Raw genomic sequence first — 18,746 nt, 5'->3', positions numbered from 1 at the left:
GCCCCGATGAAAGTCGGGGTTTTTATTTTATGGAGCTAAGCTATTGGGAATATAAGACCTGGTTTTCCAAGGTGGATTTCACTATAATTGGAAGTGGAATTGTAGGTCTCAACTGCGCACTTTACCTAAGGGAACAATATCCCAAATCCAAGATTTTGGTGTTGGAAAAAGGAACACTTCCACAGGGGGCAAGTACCAAAAATGCAGGATTCGCATGTTTTGGAAGCATTTCTGAGGTGTTGGCGGATTTGAAATCCCATTCAGAAACAGAGGTTGTTGCCCTTGTGCAAAAACGCTGGGAAGGCATACAGCTTCTGCAAAGGCTTTTAGGGGATGAGGTTCTTGGTTTTCAATTGCTTGGAGGAAACGAACTTTTCTTGACAAAACACGTGGGGCTTTATGAAAACAGCTTGGATGGCATGGGTATGGTCAATCAATTACTTGAACCCGTATTTGGGAAAGCACCATTCGTTCAAACCGAAAATGTCTTCCAATTTGACGGAATCCACCCCAAATACATCACCCATATTTTTGAAGGTCAGTTGGACACCGGAAAAATGATGGATGCGCTTTTGCAAAAATGTCTCAAAAAAGGCATCCACATTTTAAATGGAATTATGATGGAAGGATTGTCCGATACAGGAAGCCAAGTCGCTGTAAAAACCTCAGCATATGAGTTTAACAGCCATAAAGTTTTTGTGGCAACCAACGGTTTTGCATCGAAGCTCTTAAATTCTGAAACAGTTACCCCAGCTAGAGCACAAGTACTTATTACTGAACCTATTGATGACCTACATATAAAAGGAACCTTCCACTTTGATGAGGGGTATTATTACTTTAGGAATATAGACGACCGTATTCTTTTCGGAGGCGGACGTAATTTGGATTTTGTGTCTGAAGAAACGGATAAGTTTGGGCAGACCACTCTTATTCAAGAAGAATTGGAAACACTGTTGGCTCAAGTTATCTTACCAGGCAAAAAAATTGAAATTGCACAAAGATGGAGCGGTATCATGGGCGTGGGAAAACAAAAGACACCTATCGTGAAACAGGTGTCCAATAATGTAATGTGCGGGGTTCGTCTTGGTGGAATGGGTGTGGCCCTGGGCAGTCTTGTCGGAAGGGAGCTAGGTCAACTTTCCGATTAAATCATACGGCCATCCAAAAGATTGATGATACGTGACCCATAGGCTGCATTTTTCTCAGAGTGCGTGACTTGGATTATAGTTACACCCTCGTTATTTAATTGCTTGAAAAGTTCCATGATTTCCTCGCCCTGCTTGGAATTCAGGTTTCCCGTCGGTTCGTCCGCCAATATCAACTTTGGGCTTGAAATAAGAGCTCTGGCAATACCAACAAGTTGCTGCTGCCCACCACTTAATTGAGCAGGAAATAGGTCCTTTTTTCCAACGATATTAAAGCGGTCCAACATATCGGCCACCATGGCCTTTCTTTCCGCACCCTTGTACTTTTTATACAAGAGGGGCATTTCTAGGTTCTCTTTGACCGTTAGGTCGTCCAGAAGGTGGTACGATTGAAAGACAAAGCCAATATATTCTTTGTACAGATTGGCCCTGTGTTTTTCTTTTAGGGTATGAACGGGTTCATCCAAGAAGGTATATTCTCCTTCGTCAAATCCATCTAACATTCCTATAAGGTTGAGCAAGGTGGATTTTCCTGAACCGGAAGGACCCATAATCGAAATAAATTCCCCTTCTTCTACCTCCAGATTGATATCCTTTAGTAAAAAAACACGTTGGCCTCCTGAGTTGACCCATTTAAATATGTTTTTTAGATGTAGTAGCATAATTTGTTTTTATTCTGAATGATATTATTTTGTTATTCCTCTCTTAAACCTCCTACCGGATTTTTGTTAGCGGCACTAATGGCCTGCGAGCCAACAGTCAACATCGCTATAAGCATTGCAATAAGACCGGCAGATAGAAAATACCAAAGATTTAGGGAAATATGGTATGAAAAGGTAGAAAGCCAGTTGCTTATCAGCATATAGGCAATAGGGATGGCAATTATGGCAGAGGTCAAAACCAGCTTTGCAAACTCACTTGAAAGCATTAAGGTTATTTGAGAGGCTTCTTGTCCCAAGACTTTTCGTATGCTGATTTCTTTTCGTCTTCTTTCCGTGCTAAAAATAACTAGGCCGAACAACCCCAAACACGAGATTAGAATCGCCAAACCTGCAAAATATTTTGAAAGGGTAGCCACACGTTGCTCGGAATTGTACAATTCCTGAAAGTCCTTGTCCAAAAATTCATATTCAAAAGGCAAACTTGGGTTAAAGGTTTTATAGAGTTGTTGAATTTCGGCAATGGCCTGTTCTTCCTTACCTGCTTCTATCCTGACCATGATTTTTTTTACCGCTTGGGGCATCATGGTTAAGAACAATGGTTCCACTTTATCGTGTAGGGATTTGAAATGAAAATCCTCAACCACACCTATTATGGTTCCCTGCCCAAAAAAACCTCGTATAATCTTGCCTATGGGATTTTCGACATTCATGGTTCTAATAGCTGTTTCATTGAAAACAAGCCCAAGACTATCGGCCCCAAATTCTTTGCTGAAACCTCGTCCATCCATAATATCCATATTCATGGTCTCAATAAAGTCGTAGTCAACGCCAACAACCTGAAAGGCAATGTTTCGTTGATCTCTTCCTTCCCAGTCCAATCCTACGGACCAATTATGGCCTACCATGCTATGTGTTGTACTCGAAGCATTTTGAACCGATGGAAGCTTTTTTAATTCGGTGATGAAAGCTTCTTTCTGATTTTTTATTTGACCTTCAATATTGAAATGGACAATGTTATCCTGTGTATAGCCTAAATTTTGGTTTTGAATATACTGCATCTGCATATATACCACCAATACCGACGCTATCAATATAATGGAGAGCGCAAATTGCACAATTACCAAGCCTTTTCTTGTCCAAAGTTCGCCAAAGGATTGATTCAATTTTCCCTTGAGCACTGTAATCGCGTTGAATCCGGAAAGATAGATTGCTGGATAGCTTCCGGCAATGAGCCCCGTGAAGATTGTTATGGACAGTAGTATGAGAACTAAATTGAAATCAAAAATTAGTGACAATTGTTTTCCCACAATAAGATTAAACTGTGGAAGGAAAAGCGCAACGATTGTAAGCGAAATAATCAAGGCTATAAAAGCCATTAACAGCGATTCGCCCAGAAATTGGGCAATGAAGATCCTTCGGGTGGCACCAACTGCTTTTTTTACGCCAATTTCTTTTAACCTTTTGGTGGCCCTTGCCGTGGAAAGGTTCATAAAATTGATACAAGCTATTACAAGAATGATCAAAGCAATAATTGAGAAGAGCTTCACATATTGGATTCGACCCCCAATCTGTTTGCCATTTTCATAAGTGCCGTAAAGATAATGGTCGGCAAATGGAACAAGTACAGCCGTGCGGATGCTTTCTGGGTTTGTACTTTTTCGGAGTTTATCCACTTTGGCGTTCAATGCAACAATATCAGCCCCCTCTTTCAATTGCACATAAACCTTTGGGCCGCTGCCGTTCCAAGAATGTAGGGAAGTCCATGGCGGGACATCTTTATACGCAAGTGAGGACAGGGCAAAATCAAATTGGACTGTGGAATTGGCAGGGGTTCCCTCAAAAATTCCAGAAACCATAAACCGTTTATCTTGCTCGTAGGTTATCACTTGACCAATAATATTTTCTGTAGTTCCAAAAAGACCCAATGCCAGTTCTTTTGAAATTACTATTGAATTTGGGTCGTTGAGCAAGTCATCCTTATTGCCGGAAAGAAGGCCATAGGAGAAAATATTGAAATAATCCTTTCCCACGATTTGCCCCACGGCTTTGATACTTTTCTTTTCTATTGAAAGATTGTGCTTGCCAAACCAAGAGGGGGGAATGGCTTCTGCAGCGAATTCCACTTCTGGGAATTCCTCTGTCAATAGTTCTGCCATTGGGCCAAAAGTCTCGATCATGGTTTGGACTCCATCTGAAAAATTAAGATGCTCTATAACCTGATATATGCGATTATGTTTTTCATGAAATTTGTCTACACCAAGCTCATCCATAACCCACAGTGATATCAGCAATGTACAGGCGATACCAGTAGACAGACCTATCATATTTATGAGAAAGGAACTTTTGTTTCGCTTTATGTTCCTCAAGAAAAGGACGATGTTGTGTTTTAGCATGATTTTTCTTTTTTTGATTGATTATTCAGTCCGTAAACTTTTCACGGGATTCTGAAGCGCCGCCTTTACCGTTCTGCCTCCAACGGTAAACAATGCTATACCAACGGCTATTAGACCTGCGGTCACAGAGAAACCAATATTTAGATCAATCTTGAAAGGATAGTTTTGTAACCAAGATTCCATAAACCACCAAGCTATTGGAGATGCTATCAAAAATGAGATGCCGACCAGTGCTAGAAAATCCTTGGTCAATAAAAAAATGATATTGGAAACGCTTGCTCCGATCACTTTTCTGACCCCTATTTCCTTGGTGCGTTGATTCACGATCAACAAGGAAATTGCAAAGAGACCTATACAGCTCAACGCGATGGCCAAAATGGAGCCATAAGTAATCATCGTGGTCATTCGTTTTTCCTTTCTGAAAGTACGATCAATGTTCTCATCAAGAAAAGACCCCAGGAATAAGGCATTTGGTTCTATTTTTGACCAGGCTTTTTCAACGGCATCGTAAGATTTTGCCATATTTGAAGAGGCTACTTTTACGTATCCGTAGTACAGGGGAGTTCTTCTATCGATAAACATGGTCATAGGAGCTATGGCCCTATCCAGTTTTTCAAAATTATAGTCTTTTAAGACTCCAATGACCGGGAAGTTTAAGGAGTCGGTAACACTTACATAGGCCGTTAGCGGATCCTGCTCTCCAAATTCTTTGGCCATGGCCTCATTGATTACCACACTTAAGCTGTCATTGGCAAAACCTCTTTGAAAATTCCTTCCAGAAACCATTTCCAAATCCAGGGTTTCAACAAAATTATAATCTACCGTTAGCACGTTGGTATTTATGTTCCGGTTTTTATATTCAAAACCGAACATACTTCTGGAAATACTTCTATCCCTTCCGTACCCCAGATTGTTGTCGGCAGCCGATATTTCCAAGATATCAGGATTGCCGGACAATTCCGCCCTCAGCAGTTCAATGGCCGTATAACTATCTTTTTTTCCATCTATGGGAAAGGACAATACCTGTTCTTTGTTAAAGCCCAAATCCTTGTTTCGCAAGAAATCCAATTGACTTCGCAATACCAAGGTTCCCGTTATCAACAAAATGGCGATACTGAATTGGATCACGATCAGTGCATCCCGCATCCTGTTCTTACCAGAGGTATCCAATTTTCCTTTTAAGGATTGGATTGTTCCCAATTTGCTGAGCAAGAGGGCCGGGTATCCGCCAACCAATAGGGTGATCAGTACTATGGCAAGAAGAAAAAGTAGAATGGGTGTGGGCGATAGTAGTAAACCGAAGGTTGCTTCTGTACTAAAAAGGGTCTTGAACCCATCTATCGACAACATACTTAGAATGAACCCGACACAAGCGGAGAAGAAAAACACAAAAAAGCTTTCGCTCCAAAATTGAAAGAACAATTGCTTTTGTTTGGCACCAAGCGTTTTGCGCATGCCGATTTCTCGAAGGCGCTGTCCACTTTTGGCAACGCTCATGTTAACAAAGTTGACACAGGCAATGAATAGAATTAACAGCGCTATACCTAGTACTAAATAAGGGGTGTTTCTACTGACTTTCGGGTATCCATCGTACTTTACAAAATTTACATCAGTCAAGGGCAAAAGCCCAAACCTGAAATAACGTCCATCTGGGTAAGGTTGTGCCCCATCCCTTTTTGCATTTTCAATGCGCTGCTGAAAGTTTAAATCTACCAGAGAATGGGTAGCCTCATCAAATTGTACTGGGTTTGCATTGGCTGCCAGCTGCACATAAATGTCGTGATATCTGGAACCCCACGAGTTTTTATTGGCCAAAAAGCTACCTTCTTTTTCAAACCGAACGGCCAGATCAAATTCCAAAGAACTCTGTGCTGCCGGGTTTTCCACAACGGCACTAATGGTAAAGGGCTGGTCTTCTCCATTTATAAGGATTTGGACCGTCTTGCCAACGGCTTCATCCTTTCCAAAAAGCCTTTCGGCCGTGGACTCCGTAATTACGATTTCGGATTGTTCCCCCAATGGATTTTTCATTTTCCCTTGGATTGAGGGGAAGGTAAATATGTCAAAGAAATCGGCGTCCACCCAAATAGCGTCCATGTTGATTTCCTTTTCACCGAAGGATACGATAGCTTCTTCCTGTAAATGGCGGGTGGTTTTTTTTACGTCAGGAACATCAGTTTTTATGGCGTCCATCAAGGGGGCCGCATGGGTATCAAAGGCCACCGGACCCTTTGGCGTTTTGGCTGTCCAATACACTTTGTAAATGCTATCGGCCTTACTGTGGAATTTGTCGTAGGACAATTCAAAGAAGCCAGCTATGGAAAGTAGGATAGCCACTCCAAAAGCCACAGAGAGTCCAATAATATTTATTAGGGTAAATGTTTTGTTTTTCCAAAGATTTCGCCAAGCGATTTTTATGTAGTTTTTGATCATGATGATTGGTTTTTGGTACTATTCATCCCTTAATGCTTCCACCGGATTTACGGTAGCTGCCTTAAAACTTTGCCAGCTTACGGTTATAAGAGCAATGGTCAGTGCGGCCATACCTGCCAGGGCAAAAATCCACCAACTTATGGTTGTCTTATAGGCAAACCCTTCTAACCACTTATCCATAGCAAACCATGCAATGGGAACCGCAATGACAAAGGCCAACCCTACCCATTTAATGAAGTTCTGATTGAGCAATTGCAGAATTTCCGAGATGGTGGCCCCATTGACTTTTCGGACCCCGATTTCCTTTTTTCGCTGGATACAGGTATACGAGGTAAGGCCAAATAGGCCCAGAGAAGCAATTAGGATAGCGAGTACGGTAAATATCTGAAACGCCTTGGTAAACTTTCGATCTTCGTTGAACAGCGCCTCAAACTTTTGGTCTAAAAAAGTATACTTATAGGTGCTCACCGGAAAGACCTTGTCCCAAATGTTCTTTATTTCATCTAACGCCTTATCAGCACCGGCCATGGTAGTGGCCCTTTTATCCAATTTTACTAGAATGTTCTGTGTGGTTCTGTCGTGTCTAATGACCATGGGAACCATGGCAGATTTCATTCCAAAGTGATTGTAGTCTTTGACCACCCCTTTTACTGCCCAGTCCTGACCCCAAAAATTAATAGTTTTCCCGATAATTGTATTGACATTATCAATACCCATAAAACGAACCATTTCCTCATTGATTACCACATTATGGCTCCGTTTTTCCGGAGTTGGAAGATAGGCACCTCCGGCAACAAAGTCCATTCCCATTAAATCAAAGTAACCAGGCCGGGCCCCATAATTATACCAGATATGGGTTTCATCGGTATGGCCATTGGGAAAAGTTATCCCGATGTTGGAATTCGTATTGGAGAAGTCGTCACCGGGATAGGTGCGGGAACAACTAATTTCGGCTACGTAAGGATTTCTTTTAAGTTCCTCCAATAGAACATCAAAATCGTTGTAAAATATAGAGTCATACGCACGGTCCAATATTTGACCTTTTAAAGCAATGACCTGATTAAGATTGGCACCAATAGGACGATTCTTGAGATAGTGAATCTGTTTGTTCGCCATAAAAGTGCATATCAACAGTGAAATGGTGGCGACAAATTGGGTAATAATCAGGGCCCTCCTAAAATGAAGTCCGTTTTTTGAGGTCTGTAATTGTCCCTTTAGGACTTTTGCTGGGCTGAACCTACTGAGTACAAACGCCGGATACAAAGCCGCCAAGGAAGCCCCAAGTAGCATAATGCCCAGGTAGGGCAGTAGCCCTTTAAACTGGTTGCCTGTGAACCCCAAATTTTGTCCAACCAAGCGATTGAAAGCAGGTAGTAAAAGGAAGACCGCTCCCAGTGCCAGCACTATTGCAAGACAGTTTAACATTGCCGATTCGGAAAGGAATTGAAAGGTCAACTGTGATTTTTTTCCACCAACTACTTTACGGATCCCTATTTCTTTGGCACGTTCGAGCGATTTGGTGCTCGACAGGTTCATATAGTTCATCCAAGATAATAGAAGCGTGATGAACGCAATAATGGACAAAAGTTTAATGTTGCCGCCATTACCATTGACCTCTACCTCGTAGGGTTTGTTGGAATATAGATGAATGTCCTCTATGGGCTCCAAATGGTGCCTTTCCTTAAACTCAAATCCTTCAGGAACAAATGCCATGATTTTTTGGTTGAGCAGCTCGGCATTGGTATTGGGCGCAACTTTTACATAGGTGTAGTATTCATTTTGGTTCCAGGTATAGTTCCAATCGTTCTTAAAAATTGTCCAGGTGTAAAATGTGGAGAATGAAACCAGCACATCGTTTTTAATATGGGTGTTTCGGTTGGTGTTGTCCATTACCCCGGTTACTGTAAAGGTCACGGAATCATCTCCTGCAATTTTCAGCGGTTGCCCTATGGGGTTGGTATCACCAAATATTTTTTGCGCAGTTGGCGTACTTAACACTACAGAATAGGGCTTGCTAAGTGCGGTGCTTTCATCACCCTTCACCAAACCTTGGTCAAAAACATCAAAATATTCAGGGTCTGCCAAGGACCCGACCATGCCATCAAAAGGGGTGTTGTTATTTAATACCACCATATTGCGGATTCGCCTGAACCTCACAAACTTTTCAATTTCAGGAAACTCATCCTTTAGGGTGGGGCCGCTCACGATATAAGCATTGGCATCACCGGGGACAAATTCGCCCCCTTCCAAATAATCCATAAAGACCCGATGGACGTTTTCAGAACCGTTAAACTTGTCGTAGCTCTTTTCATAGTTCACATACAACATGATCAACACAAAAGAGGCAATGCCAATGGCCAACCCAAAAATGTTGATAAATGAATACAGCTTGTTCTTAAGCAGGTATCTTACGGCGATTTTCAGATATAGTTTGAACATGGTTCTTTTGTTTTGGATTATTCGGTTCGTAAACTTTTTATGGGATTGGCAAGCGAAGCCCTTAAACTTTGATAACTCACGGTTGAAAGGGCTATGATCAACACGATTAAACCTGCCAGAAGAAACATCCACCATTGCAATTCTATATGAAACGCAAATCCTTGTAGCCATTGTTTCATAACATACCACGCTATAGGTAAGGCCAATACAAAGGCCATAAAGACCAGCCTTAGAAAATCTTGGGAAAGCATGTTCACAAGTCTTAAGGCACTTGCTCCTAAAACCTTTCTAATCCCAATTTCTTTAAACCGTTGTTCCGCCATAAAGGCAGAGAGACCGTAAAGTCCCATACAGGAAATAAAAATGGCCAGCAATGCAAACACATTGAATATTGCCCCCATTTGCTGCTCCCCTTTGTACTGGGCATCCAAATTGGAATCAACAAAATTGTACGACAAGGGGTAGGCGGGATTCAAGGTGCCATAGATTTTCTCCAGAGCGGCAATAGTATTTTCAGTGCTGTTGGGAGCTGCTTTAATTACGGTAAGATTCCCTCGTTTTGCATGTTGTAGAACTAGTGGTTCAATGGCATATTGGAGCGGTTTAAAGTTGAAATCCTTGACAACCCCTATAATGGTTCCTTTGTCTCCCCGAAAGGTTAGGCTTTTACCGATTGCACTTTCAATATCCATTCCCATGATTCTTACCGCGGTTTCATTGATGATGTAGTCATTGTTCTCCGAAGAGTTTTTTGAAAAGCTTCTGCCGTTTAAAAGACTCATTTGAAAAACATCCAAAAAGTCTTCATCTGCACGAATGTTTGGAAAAAGAATCTGCTGGTTTGGGTCCTTGCCCTCCCAATGGATGGCAAAATCTCCGGTAAGCAGATTGGAAGGCAGATCGGACATTATGGAAAAATCTTTCGTTAAAGCATTTTCAGCCAATGCAGTTCGCAAGGCTTCCATTTTTCCCCATATTTCTCCTTCCATGGGAACATATATGAGGTTGGATTTATCAAACCCTAAATTTTTGTCCTTGATAAAATTCAGTTGTTTATAGATTACTATAGTGCCAACAAGCAACAAAACTGAAATCACAAATTGTGAAACCACCAATCCATTGCGAAAAACAAGATTGGACTTTGACAGTTTCAATCTGCCTTTCAACACTCTAACTGGTCTGAACTTGGAAAGAAACAGTGCGGGATAACTACCGGAAATAACACCTGTTATCAGGGCAATGGTTAAAAGCGCTATCCAAACCATTGGGTCTCCCAACTGAAAAGTGAGTTCTTTTTGGGCAAGTTCGTTGAAAGAAGGCAGCAATATATAAACCAAGCCAATGGCAAGGAGTAAAGAAACGAAGGATACAATGGTAGATTCTCCCAAAAATTGAAGGACAAGTTGTCGCCTTCCAGCACCAATGACCTTTCGTAAACCAACTTCCTTAGCTCTTCTTGCGGATCTAGCGGTAGCCAGATTCATATAATTGATGCAAGCCACTATTAGAATAATAAATGCTACGATAAGGAATATGTTTACATATTGTATGTTGCCGTGACCGCCAACATCAATTTGCAAATCCGAATGCAGATGGATATCCTTGAGCGGCTGAAGATTGAATGTGATTTCAAATTCGTTTCTTGAAGAATAAACCTGATTGATACGATCAATAATCGCGTCCAAATCTTCCTGAGAGGTAATGGTGTTTTTCTTGAATTGGAAATATCCATAAAAATTAAAACTATCCCATACTTTATTGATCAGATCGGTATTGGTTTTGGCATTGTAGGACATCGGCAGTAAAATGTCGAACTGTAAATGGGAATTGGTTGGAATGTTTTCAAGAATACCAGTTACGGTGAAAACATCATTGTTGTCGACTTTTATGGTTTTCCCCAATGCATTTGTGGTGCCGAAGAATTTTACTGCGACATCTTCGGTAACCAGAATACCATCCGGTTGGACCAAAGCTTTTTTGGAATCTCCTTTGACCAATGGAAAAGTAAAAACATCCAAAAAATTAGCATCTACATAGAAGGCGGACTCTTCCTTAAATTTTTGATTGTCAGCTTCGAACAGGGCTTTAAATGGCGAGCTTAGCCTAACACCAGCTTCAATCTCAGGAATAAGCTCTGGCAGTGCCTCTATCATGCCTGCCGGACTTACCGCAGCCTTAAAATCTTCGCTGGCAATTGATGTCAATCGGTATAACTCATCCGCATTGTCATGAAAAGTATCATAACTGGATTCGCTTTGGACCCATAAGAGAATTAATATACTGCAGGCCATGCCTATGGCCAGCCCCCCAATGTTCAAGAAGGAGTACCATTTATGTTGGATAAAGTTTCTCCAAGCAATTTTCAAATAGTTCCTAAACATGATTTTTTTCTTTTTGATTGATCATTCCGTCCTTAAACTTTGAATTGGGTTGGACCTCGCCGCGCGTATCGCTTGAAAACTTACCGTAAGGACGGTCACAAACATGGCCCCTAGCATGGCCAGGGCAAAAATCCACCACTCCAGGATGACTCTATAGGGATATTCCTGAAGCCATCCGTTCATAACATAATAGGCAATGGGCACTGCAATAAAACAGGATACCACAACCAGTTTTAGGAAATCTTTGGAAAGCATGTTCCAGACGTTGAATACGGTGGCACCAAGCACCTTGCGCACCCCTATTTCCTTAGTTCGTTGTTCTGCGACGAATGACGTTAGGCCAAATAGCCCCAAACAGCTGATCAAAATGGCAAGGGCGGTAAAAATTCCAGATAGGGCGCCCACTCGTTCCTCGGCCGCAAACTTTTTCCCATATTCTTCATCTACAAAATCATATTGAAAAGGAAGGTCAGGGAAGTGTTCTTTAAAGATGCGTTCAACAACGGCCAAGCTCTGTCCCGCACTTTGTTTTGGGTTCAAGCGAAGATTGTAAAAACTGCTTTCGCCATCCTTGTCGTACACATATAATGCCTGTTTTACCGGCTCATAAGGAGATTGGGCAATAATATCCTGTAACACTCCAATAATCTTTAGAGGAGGCTCTGGGTCTTCTTCATCACTATCGCGCAATAACATTCCAACCGGATTTTCGACCCCCATATATTTAACTGCAGTTTCATTGATCAACACTGCGGTCGAATCCGTGGCAAATTCCCTTGAAAAATCTCTTCCGGCCACGATTTTGAGGTTTAGGGACTTGGCATATTCCGGGGATACATCGGTCCAGGCAAAATCTTCTTGAAAACCATCGGGCTTTCCCTCCCATGTATAACCACTTCTGTTGGACCAAACCCGAGTTGTTGGGCTACTGGAAGATGACATTTCGACAACGGCATTGGAAGACATAAACTCGTTTCGCATAAGTTCATATTTACCTCTGAAGTCTTCACTGAAGGTGGGTACCTGAATCAATCCTTCCTTGTCATAACCGATGGGCCTGTTTTTGGCAAAATTGATTTGCTGCATTACAATTACGGTACCAATGATGAAGGCCACGGAAACCGTAAACTGAAGGACCACCAATATTTTCCGCGGCAACCCGGCATATTTTCCAGCCTTAAAGGTCCCCTTCAGCACCTTTACCGGTTTGAAAGAAGACAGATAGAGCGCAGGATAACTGCCCGCTAAAAGCGCTGTGAAAAGTACAAAAAGAAGCGAAGTAGACCAAAAAGTAACACTGCTCCAAGGAAATTCTATTTCCTTTTTGGCCAGCTCATTGAACCCGTTAATGGAAATAAGAACGATGAGGACCGAAATGAAAAAAGCGAAGAGGACTACCAAAAAAGATTCGCTTAAAAACTGGGAGATCAACTGTCCTCTTTGGGAGCCAATGGATTTGCGAATACCAACTTCCTTTGCCCTTTTCTCGGAACGAGCCGTGCTGAGGTTCATAAAGTTTATACAGGCCAGTAATAGCACAAAAACCCCGATGATTCCAAACAACCATACGTACTTTATTCTTCCGCCAACTTGCTTCCCGTTTTCAAAGTTGCTTTTTAAGTGCCAGTCTTTCATAGGAAAAAGAAACAGCTGTGGATTGAACTCTGCTGTTTCCTCGTTCAGATCTTTCTTAACATTCTTGATGATGGATGTAATTTTATCCATGGAGGTGTTGTCCGCAATTTGCACGAACATCTGAAATGAGTTATTGCCCCAATTTTCCTCGGCATTTTGTACCCATTCCTGATTGGCCACATACTTGTCCCAAGGCATCAACCAATCGGCCACCGTGAAGGAATTGTTGAAGGGGATATCCTCATAAACCGCGGTGACCATCATGTCGTTGAGGTTGTTCATTTTAAGAACTTTGCCTATGGGTTCTTCATCGCCAAAAATGGCTTTCGCGGTAGTTTCATTGAGCATGATGGAATTGATTTCCCTCAACCCATCCATTTCACCTTTTATGATTTTTAGATCCAATAGCTCTGGACCATCCTTTTGCATAAAATGCCCGGTTCGAGAAATACTGACATCTTTGTATTTCAAGTATTTATCGTTGTCCCAAGAACACATGACCAAGTGTTTGAAATTGTCGCCATAGCTTTCCCGAAGTGTCTTCTCCAAGGGCCTTGGGATAGCTGGTCCGGTTCCGGTACGACCATTAAAGGTCTGGGACTGGAATACTTGGGCAATTCTATCCTTATGGGTGAAGTAATTATTGTGGGTGAGCTCATCCTGCATCCAAAGCCCAATAATCAAGGTCACGGCCATTCCCAGGGCAAGCCCTCCTATATTGATAAGGGTGTAAGCTTTGTTTTTGATGAGATTTCTCCAGGCAATTTTCAAATAGTTCTTAAACATGGCTTTATTTTTTGATTGATTGATTTATTCGGTTCGTATGCTGTTGACCGGGTTGGCAGTTGCCGATTTTATGGCCTGAAAACTAATAGTGAACAAGGCCACCAATAAGGTTATGCCCCCCGCCAACACAAAGGCGAAGGCAGGAATGTTGATTCTGTAGGCAAAGTCGCTTAGCCAGATACTCATAAAATAATAGGCCATGGGTGACGCAATGAGAATGGCTATGGCGATCAGTTTAAAAAAGTCTTTGGAAACAAGCATGGTAATATTCCGAACACTGGCGCCCAGAACTTTTCTAATCCCAATTTCCTTGGTCCGCTCCTTGGCAGTAAACGTAGCTAAACCAAAAAGGCCAAGACATGATAGCAGGATGGATATGAACGCGAAGTACCTGGCCAAAGTGCCTGTAAGTGTTTCGGCTTTGTAATTTGCGGCATATTCTTGATCAATAAATTCATAGTGAAGTGGATTGTTCGGTAAGACCTTTTTAAAAACCGCCTGCACAGAAGCCAGGGCATCCTCAGTTTTTGCTCCTTCCAATTTCACAAACATTTCCCCTGCATCATTGGGGTCCAAGAGAAATACTGTTGGTTGGATGGGCTCGTAAAGTGATCGGTTGTGAAAATCTTTTAAAACCCCAATGATATGCCTTTGGCCACCCCAAAATTGAATGGTTTTTCCGATGGGGTCATCTCCCAAATTCATTAGGTCGGCGGCAGTTTGGTTGATCACCAAATTTAGAGTGTCTTGTGTGCCTTCCCTGTAGTATGTGCCATTTGCCATGGGAATGTCAAAAGCCTGAGGGAAATTATGGGCGGTCCATAGAAGTGCAAATTCCACATTTTCCTGCTCTTGGGATTTCCCTGGCCAACTGACCCCACTACTGGAAGCTGGTGTTGAAAGCGGTGATGGACCTACCAAGGTGACATCCACAATTCCCTCTGAATTCATAAGTTCATTTTTTAGTGCCTCATACTTTTGGGTAAGCACCTCATCTTGATGAATGGATATAATGTGGTTTTTGGCTATGCCCAGATCTTTTTGATTAACATAATTTATCTGTTTCTGAATGACCAAAGCGGAAATGATGAGGAGCAATGCCATGGAGAATTGTAATACTACCAAGCCCTTTCTCAGAGCGGTGGTGCTTTTTTGTTCCTTACGTAATCCTTTCAAGGCAGCAACTGGCCTGAAGGATGAAATGACAAATGACGGATAGGCACCGGATAAAAAAGTGGTTAACAGAAAGACACCTGCCAAGGTCAACCATAGGTAAGGCTGGCTCAAATCCAAGCTTAATGTTTTATCGGTTAGGGTGTTTACCATGGGCAAAAGCAGAAGGGCAATTAATAATCCAACTAAAAATGAAGTGGAGGTGATGAGCGAGGTTTCCATAAAAAACTGGCCTACCAAGGTGTTTTTCTTGGCACCAATGGCCTTTCTCACCCCTATCTCACTAGCTCGCCTAGTAGCATAGGCTGTGGAAAGGTTAATAAAGTTGATGCAAGAAATAATGAGCAGAAAAATAGCTGCAACGGTAAAAATGCGGACATACTCGATGCGTCCACCGGCAACTTTGGCCTGCTCGTCAAATTGATTGTAGAGATAGTTGTCTGAAAACTTCTGCAGTAATATACCCTCCTTGAACTCTCCGGATATATTGTCTTGGAACAAGGTTTCCAGTTTTTGGGCTACTTCAAGCTTATTGGCATCTGGACGCATCAAAAAAGCCCCCTGCATTCCATTGTTGCCCCATTCCAACATCCAATCATTTTGACTAAGATGCCGTTTGAAACCGTAATAGAAATCGTTTTGAATGGAGGATTGTGAAGGAAAGTCTTGGTAAACCAAGGCAACGGCATAATCTCCATTATCGTAAATATGAACCGGGCTGCCGAGTGCTTTGTTCGCCCATTCCTCTCCCCAAAACCTCTTGGCCAACCGTTCTGAAATGGCCAATGCTTCAGGTTTGTTATCTAGATCCTCAACATTACCGAGGAGAATGGGTACCGTGAAACTGTTGAAAAAGGCAGTATTGGTAAAGGCTCCCGGGGCTCTAAAATCTGTATCCCCAATGCGAAGATTATCCTCAAAAGTAGCGCCTAGGGTAATATAATCCTCCACCTCTGGTAGTTGGTCCTTTGCGGCATCCAAAAAAGGATAGGAGATGCCATCATAAACATCGAACACTCCATCTTCCAAGGGGATGGTCCTTTTTACCAGGAATAGTTGATGGTCCTTTTCATGATATTTGTCCATTCCTTTCTCATCGTAAACCCAAAGCAGCATCAAAAGGGAAACGGCAATGGCGATGGATAAACCAATAGTGTTTATTGAAAAATAGACCTTGTTCTTTAAAAGGGTCCTCCAGGCGGTTTTTAGATAGTTCTTAAACATCTTTTGCTTGATTTTTAATCTGTCCGGAGACTTTTTACAGGGTTAACAATGGCTGCTCTAATACTTTGGTAGCTTACGGTAAGCAGGGATATGGCGACGGCAATAAAAGCCGCAAGGACAAGTATCCACCATTTCACTTCAATCCGATAGGAGAAATCTTCCAACCATTTATTCATGGCGAACCAGCCAATTGGTATAGAAACTAAAATGGAAATGCCAACCAGTTTTAGAAAACCAACCGTTAGCGAATAGACGATTTCATTTATACTGGCACCCATCACTTTCCTAATCCCAATTTCTTTGGTGCGTTTTTCGGCATTGAATGCCGCCAATCCAAATAATCCCAAGCATGCGATAATAATGGACAGGATGGTGAATGAAATAAAGATGCTTCCAAGTCGCTGTTCTGCTCTATAGGTGTTGTTAAAAGAATCATCCATAAAATAGTACTGGAAGGGTTGACCTGGCGCTATAGTATTCCAAATTTGCTCAACCTGGGTGATTGTATTGGCAAAGTTGCCAGCGTTTAACTTTACCAACATTTTATCGGCATCTTTGCCCAGAGCAAGACTCATAGCGTTTATGGAGTTCCGCAAGGATGCAAAATGAAAATTTTCCATAATGCCGATTACCGTCAAATATTCCATGTTTTCCTTGTCCGCACGCTTAAAATCGTGGGTTAGCCTCACACCTAGAGCATCTTCATTACGCAATCCTAGCATGGCCACTGCAGACTCATTAAGAATCAGTGCTGTGGAATCTGTGGGGAACTTTTGGTCAAAGTTTCTTCCAGCAATGATTTTCATTTTTAAGGTGTTTATATAATCATGGTCAACACCCCATTTTTCAAAAATATAGCCATCGTGCTTTACCCCTCTTCCCGACTCTGGGAAAAAGGTAATCCCGTTACGGTCAGAAGGAGTCGGCAAAAAACTACTTAGGGATACGCTTTTTACATTACTAAGTTGGGATATCTCTTGTTTTAAAGATTGAATTTGTTCTCCAGCAGCATCTACGTCATCAACAATTAAAACCTGATCTTTTTGAAAACCAAGGTCCTTGTTTTGAATAAACTGTATCTGCTGGTAAATTACAAGGGTCGCCACTATGAGAAATATGGAAATGGCAAACTGGAATATTACCAGATAGTTCCTGGGCTTACTGTTCCCTACACCACTTTTGCTGCCGCCTTTGAGGGCCATGACCGGAGCAAACCTTGAAAGGAAAAATGCTGGATACGAACCAGAAAACAGGCCCAATGCCACCGACGAAAGAAACAATAGTATCCAGAAGAAAGGATTGCCAAAAGGAAGTGCAATATCTTTCCCGGAAAGATCATTAAAAAGAGGTAGCACGATTGCTGTAAGAATTAGACCCAGAAGCAGGGAAAGGAATGAAATGGTTATTGCTTCGGTCAAAAACTGTTTGATGAGCTCAATTTTTTTGGACCCCAAAGTTTTCCGAATACCAACCTCCTGCGCTCTTTTAAGTGCCACTGCCGTTGATAGATTCATGAAATTAACGCTTGCTAGCACCACAAGAAACAGACCAATAAGGGAAAGAATGTAGATGTTTTCCATGCTATTGTTTAAGCTCAGCTCCCCTTTTCGGTTCAAGGAGCTTAAATGGATATCCGTTAGGGCAATAGTGCTCCAAACCATATTGTTCCCGGACGCTTTGCGGCTTTCCCTGAACTTTTGTAAAGTCATGCTTGGATCAAAGGTTTGTATCCATGGAATCATGTAGACTTCATAAATGGTGTTCAATGGTGTTTGAAGGGATTGAATAGTTGCGCCAGGATGAAGTTTTATGAATGTTGAAAAACTCCAATTGGCCCATGATGAACTTTCTGCTTCCGGAATACTACCCATGGAAATTAAAAAAGTGAAGTCCCTCAAAAATGAATTTTTGGGCATATCCGGAATGACTCCGGTAATGGTATAGACATCTTTATCGTCAAAAACCATTGTCTGCCCTAACACTTGATCAGTTCCAAAGTGTTTTTTAGCAGCAGTTTTGGTGAGAATCATGGTTCCTGGATTCTTTAAAGCCACACTGGGATCACCTTTTAAAAGAGTCAGCCCAAACATTTCAAAGAATGTTGAGTCAGACGCCATAACATGCTCTTCCTTTATACTTTCTTTCTCATTGGCTTTGCGAACAAGCATACTGCCCAAGTCATTGAGCCTTGTGACGATTTCAATTTGGGGGTAGTCCTCCTTCAATGTGGGCCCAAGGGGGGCAGCTACGGAAGCATATCTATTGGTTTCACCCCCATTGGTGTTGTCAATGTTAATCCTGTAAATGCGCTCAGCATCAGCGAACATGGTGTCATAACTAAGTTCGTCAATAACATAAAGTGAAATAAGTATGGCGCCCGTTACTCCAATAGCGAGTCCAAAGGTATTTAAGAAGGTGAAAAAGGGCTGTTTTTTAAGGCTTCTCCAGGCTATTTTAATATGATTTTTAAACATA

At 41.9% G+C, this 18,746-nt stretch carries 9 protein-coding genes; 1 reads left to right on the top strand and 8 read right to left on the bottom strand.

Annotated features, from left to right (window positions below; translation table 11 throughout):
- Positions 1–29 precede the first annotated feature (29 nt).
- The gene (locus BUC10_RS08950) at positions 30–1,148 is read left to right on the top strand and encodes an NAD(P)/FAD-dependent oxidoreductase (RefSeq protein WP_073178548.1); all 1,119 of its coding nucleotides are present in this window, start codon (positions 30–32) and stop codon (positions 1,146–1,148) included.
- On the opposite strand, the gene BUC10_RS08945 is transcribed toward BUC10_RS08950, so the two are convergent.
- Genes BUC10_RS08945 through BUC10_RS08910 form a run of 8 tightly spaced genes read right to left on the bottom strand, consistent with a single transcriptional unit; the run spans position 1,145 to position 18,745 of the window.
- Entirely contained in the window at positions 1,145–1,807 is a 663-nt protein-coding gene (locus tag BUC10_RS08945) for an ABC transporter ATP-binding protein (RefSeq protein WP_073178546.1), read from the bottom strand. The two genes, BUC10_RS08950 and BUC10_RS08945, sit on opposite strands and share 4 nt — an antisense overlap.
- A 32-nt stretch (positions 1,808–1,839) precedes the next feature.
- The gene (locus BUC10_RS08940) at positions 1,840–4,200 is read right to left on the bottom strand and encodes an ABC transporter permease (RefSeq protein WP_073178544.1); all 2,361 of its coding nucleotides are present in this window, start codon (positions 4,198–4,200) and stop codon (positions 1,840–1,842) included.
- 21 nt (positions 4,201–4,221) lie between these two features.
- Positions 4,222–6,633 carry an ABC transporter permease gene (locus BUC10_RS08935; RefSeq protein ID WP_073178542.1) on the bottom strand — a complete coding sequence of 804 codons (2,412 nt, stop codon included), beginning with the start codon at positions 6,631–6,633 and terminating at the stop codon, positions 4,222–4,224.
- Positions 6,634–6,651: 18 nt separating this feature from the next.
- A complete protein-coding gene (locus BUC10_RS08930; protein WP_073178539.1) occupies positions 6,652–9,072 on the bottom strand; it encodes an ABC transporter permease in 2,421 nt (806 codons plus the stop codon).
- 17 nt (positions 9,073–9,089) lie between these two features.
- Positions 9,090–11,453, bottom strand: coding sequence for an ABC transporter permease (locus tag BUC10_RS08925; RefSeq protein WP_073178537.1), 2,364 nt, complete (start codon positions 11,451–11,453; stop codon positions 9,090–9,092).
- Between the two features lie 21 nt (positions 11,454–11,474).
- Complete coding sequence (locus BUC10_RS08920; protein ID WP_073178535.1) at positions 11,475–13,874, bottom strand: ABC transporter permease; 2,400 nt, start codon at positions 13,872–13,874, stop codon at positions 11,475–11,477.
- Positions 13,875–13,898: 24 nt separating this feature from the next.
- Positions 13,899–16,271 (bottom strand): FtsX-like permease family protein, encoded by a 2,373-nt coding sequence (locus BUC10_RS08915; RefSeq protein WP_073178533.1) that lies wholly within the window; start codon positions 16,269–16,271, stop codon positions 13,899–13,901.
- Between the two features lie 14 nt (positions 16,272–16,285).
- Positions 16,286–18,745 (bottom strand): ABC transporter permease, encoded by a 2,460-nt coding sequence (locus BUC10_RS08910; protein WP_073178531.1) that lies wholly within the window; start codon positions 18,743–18,745, stop codon positions 16,286–16,288.
- Position 18,746: the final 1 nt, after the last annotated feature.

Origin of the sequence: Flagellimonas flava (assembly GCF_900129665.1) — a bacterium.
Classification (GTDB): Bacteria; Bacteroidota; Bacteroidia; order Flavobacteriales; family Flavobacteriaceae; genus Flagellimonas; species Flagellimonas flava.
This window is presented reverse-complemented; position numbering and strand designations above follow the sequence as displayed.

Bases quoted from the DNA above. Each gene is read 5' to 3' on its own strand.
- BUC10_RS08925 (WP_073178537.1), bottom strand. From the start codon at position 11,453: ATGTTTAGGAACTATTTGAAAATTGCTTGGAGAAACTTTATCCAACAT.
- BUC10_RS08930 (WP_073178539.1), bottom strand. From the start codon at position 9,072: ATGTTCAAACTATATCTGAAAATCGCCGTAAGATACCTGCTTAAGAAC.
- BUC10_RS08940 (WP_073178544.1), bottom strand. From the start codon at position 4,200: ATGCTAAAACACAACATCGTCCTTTTCTTGAGGAACATAAAGCGAAAC.
- BUC10_RS08935 (WP_073178542.1), bottom strand. From the start codon at position 6,633: ATGATCAAAAACTACATAAAAATCGCTTGGCGAAATCTTTGGAAAAAC.
- BUC10_RS08910 (WP_073178531.1), bottom strand. From the start codon at position 18,745: ATGTTTAAAAATCATATTAAAATAGCCTGGAGAAGCCTTAAAAAACAG.
- BUC10_RS08950 (WP_073178548.1), top strand. From the start codon at position 30: ATGGAGCTAAGCTATTGGGAATATAAGACCTGGTTTTCCAAGGTGGAT.
- BUC10_RS08915 (WP_073178533.1), bottom strand. From the start codon at position 16,271: ATGTTTAAGAACTATCTAAAAACCGCCTGGAGGACCCTTTTAAAGAAC.
- BUC10_RS08920 (WP_073178535.1), bottom strand. From the start codon at position 13,874: ATGTTTAAGAACTATTTGAAAATTGCCTGGAGAAATCTCATCAAAAAC.
- BUC10_RS08945 (WP_073178546.1), bottom strand. From the start codon at position 1,807: ATGCTACTACATCTAAAAAACATATTTAAATGGGTCAACTCAGGAGGC.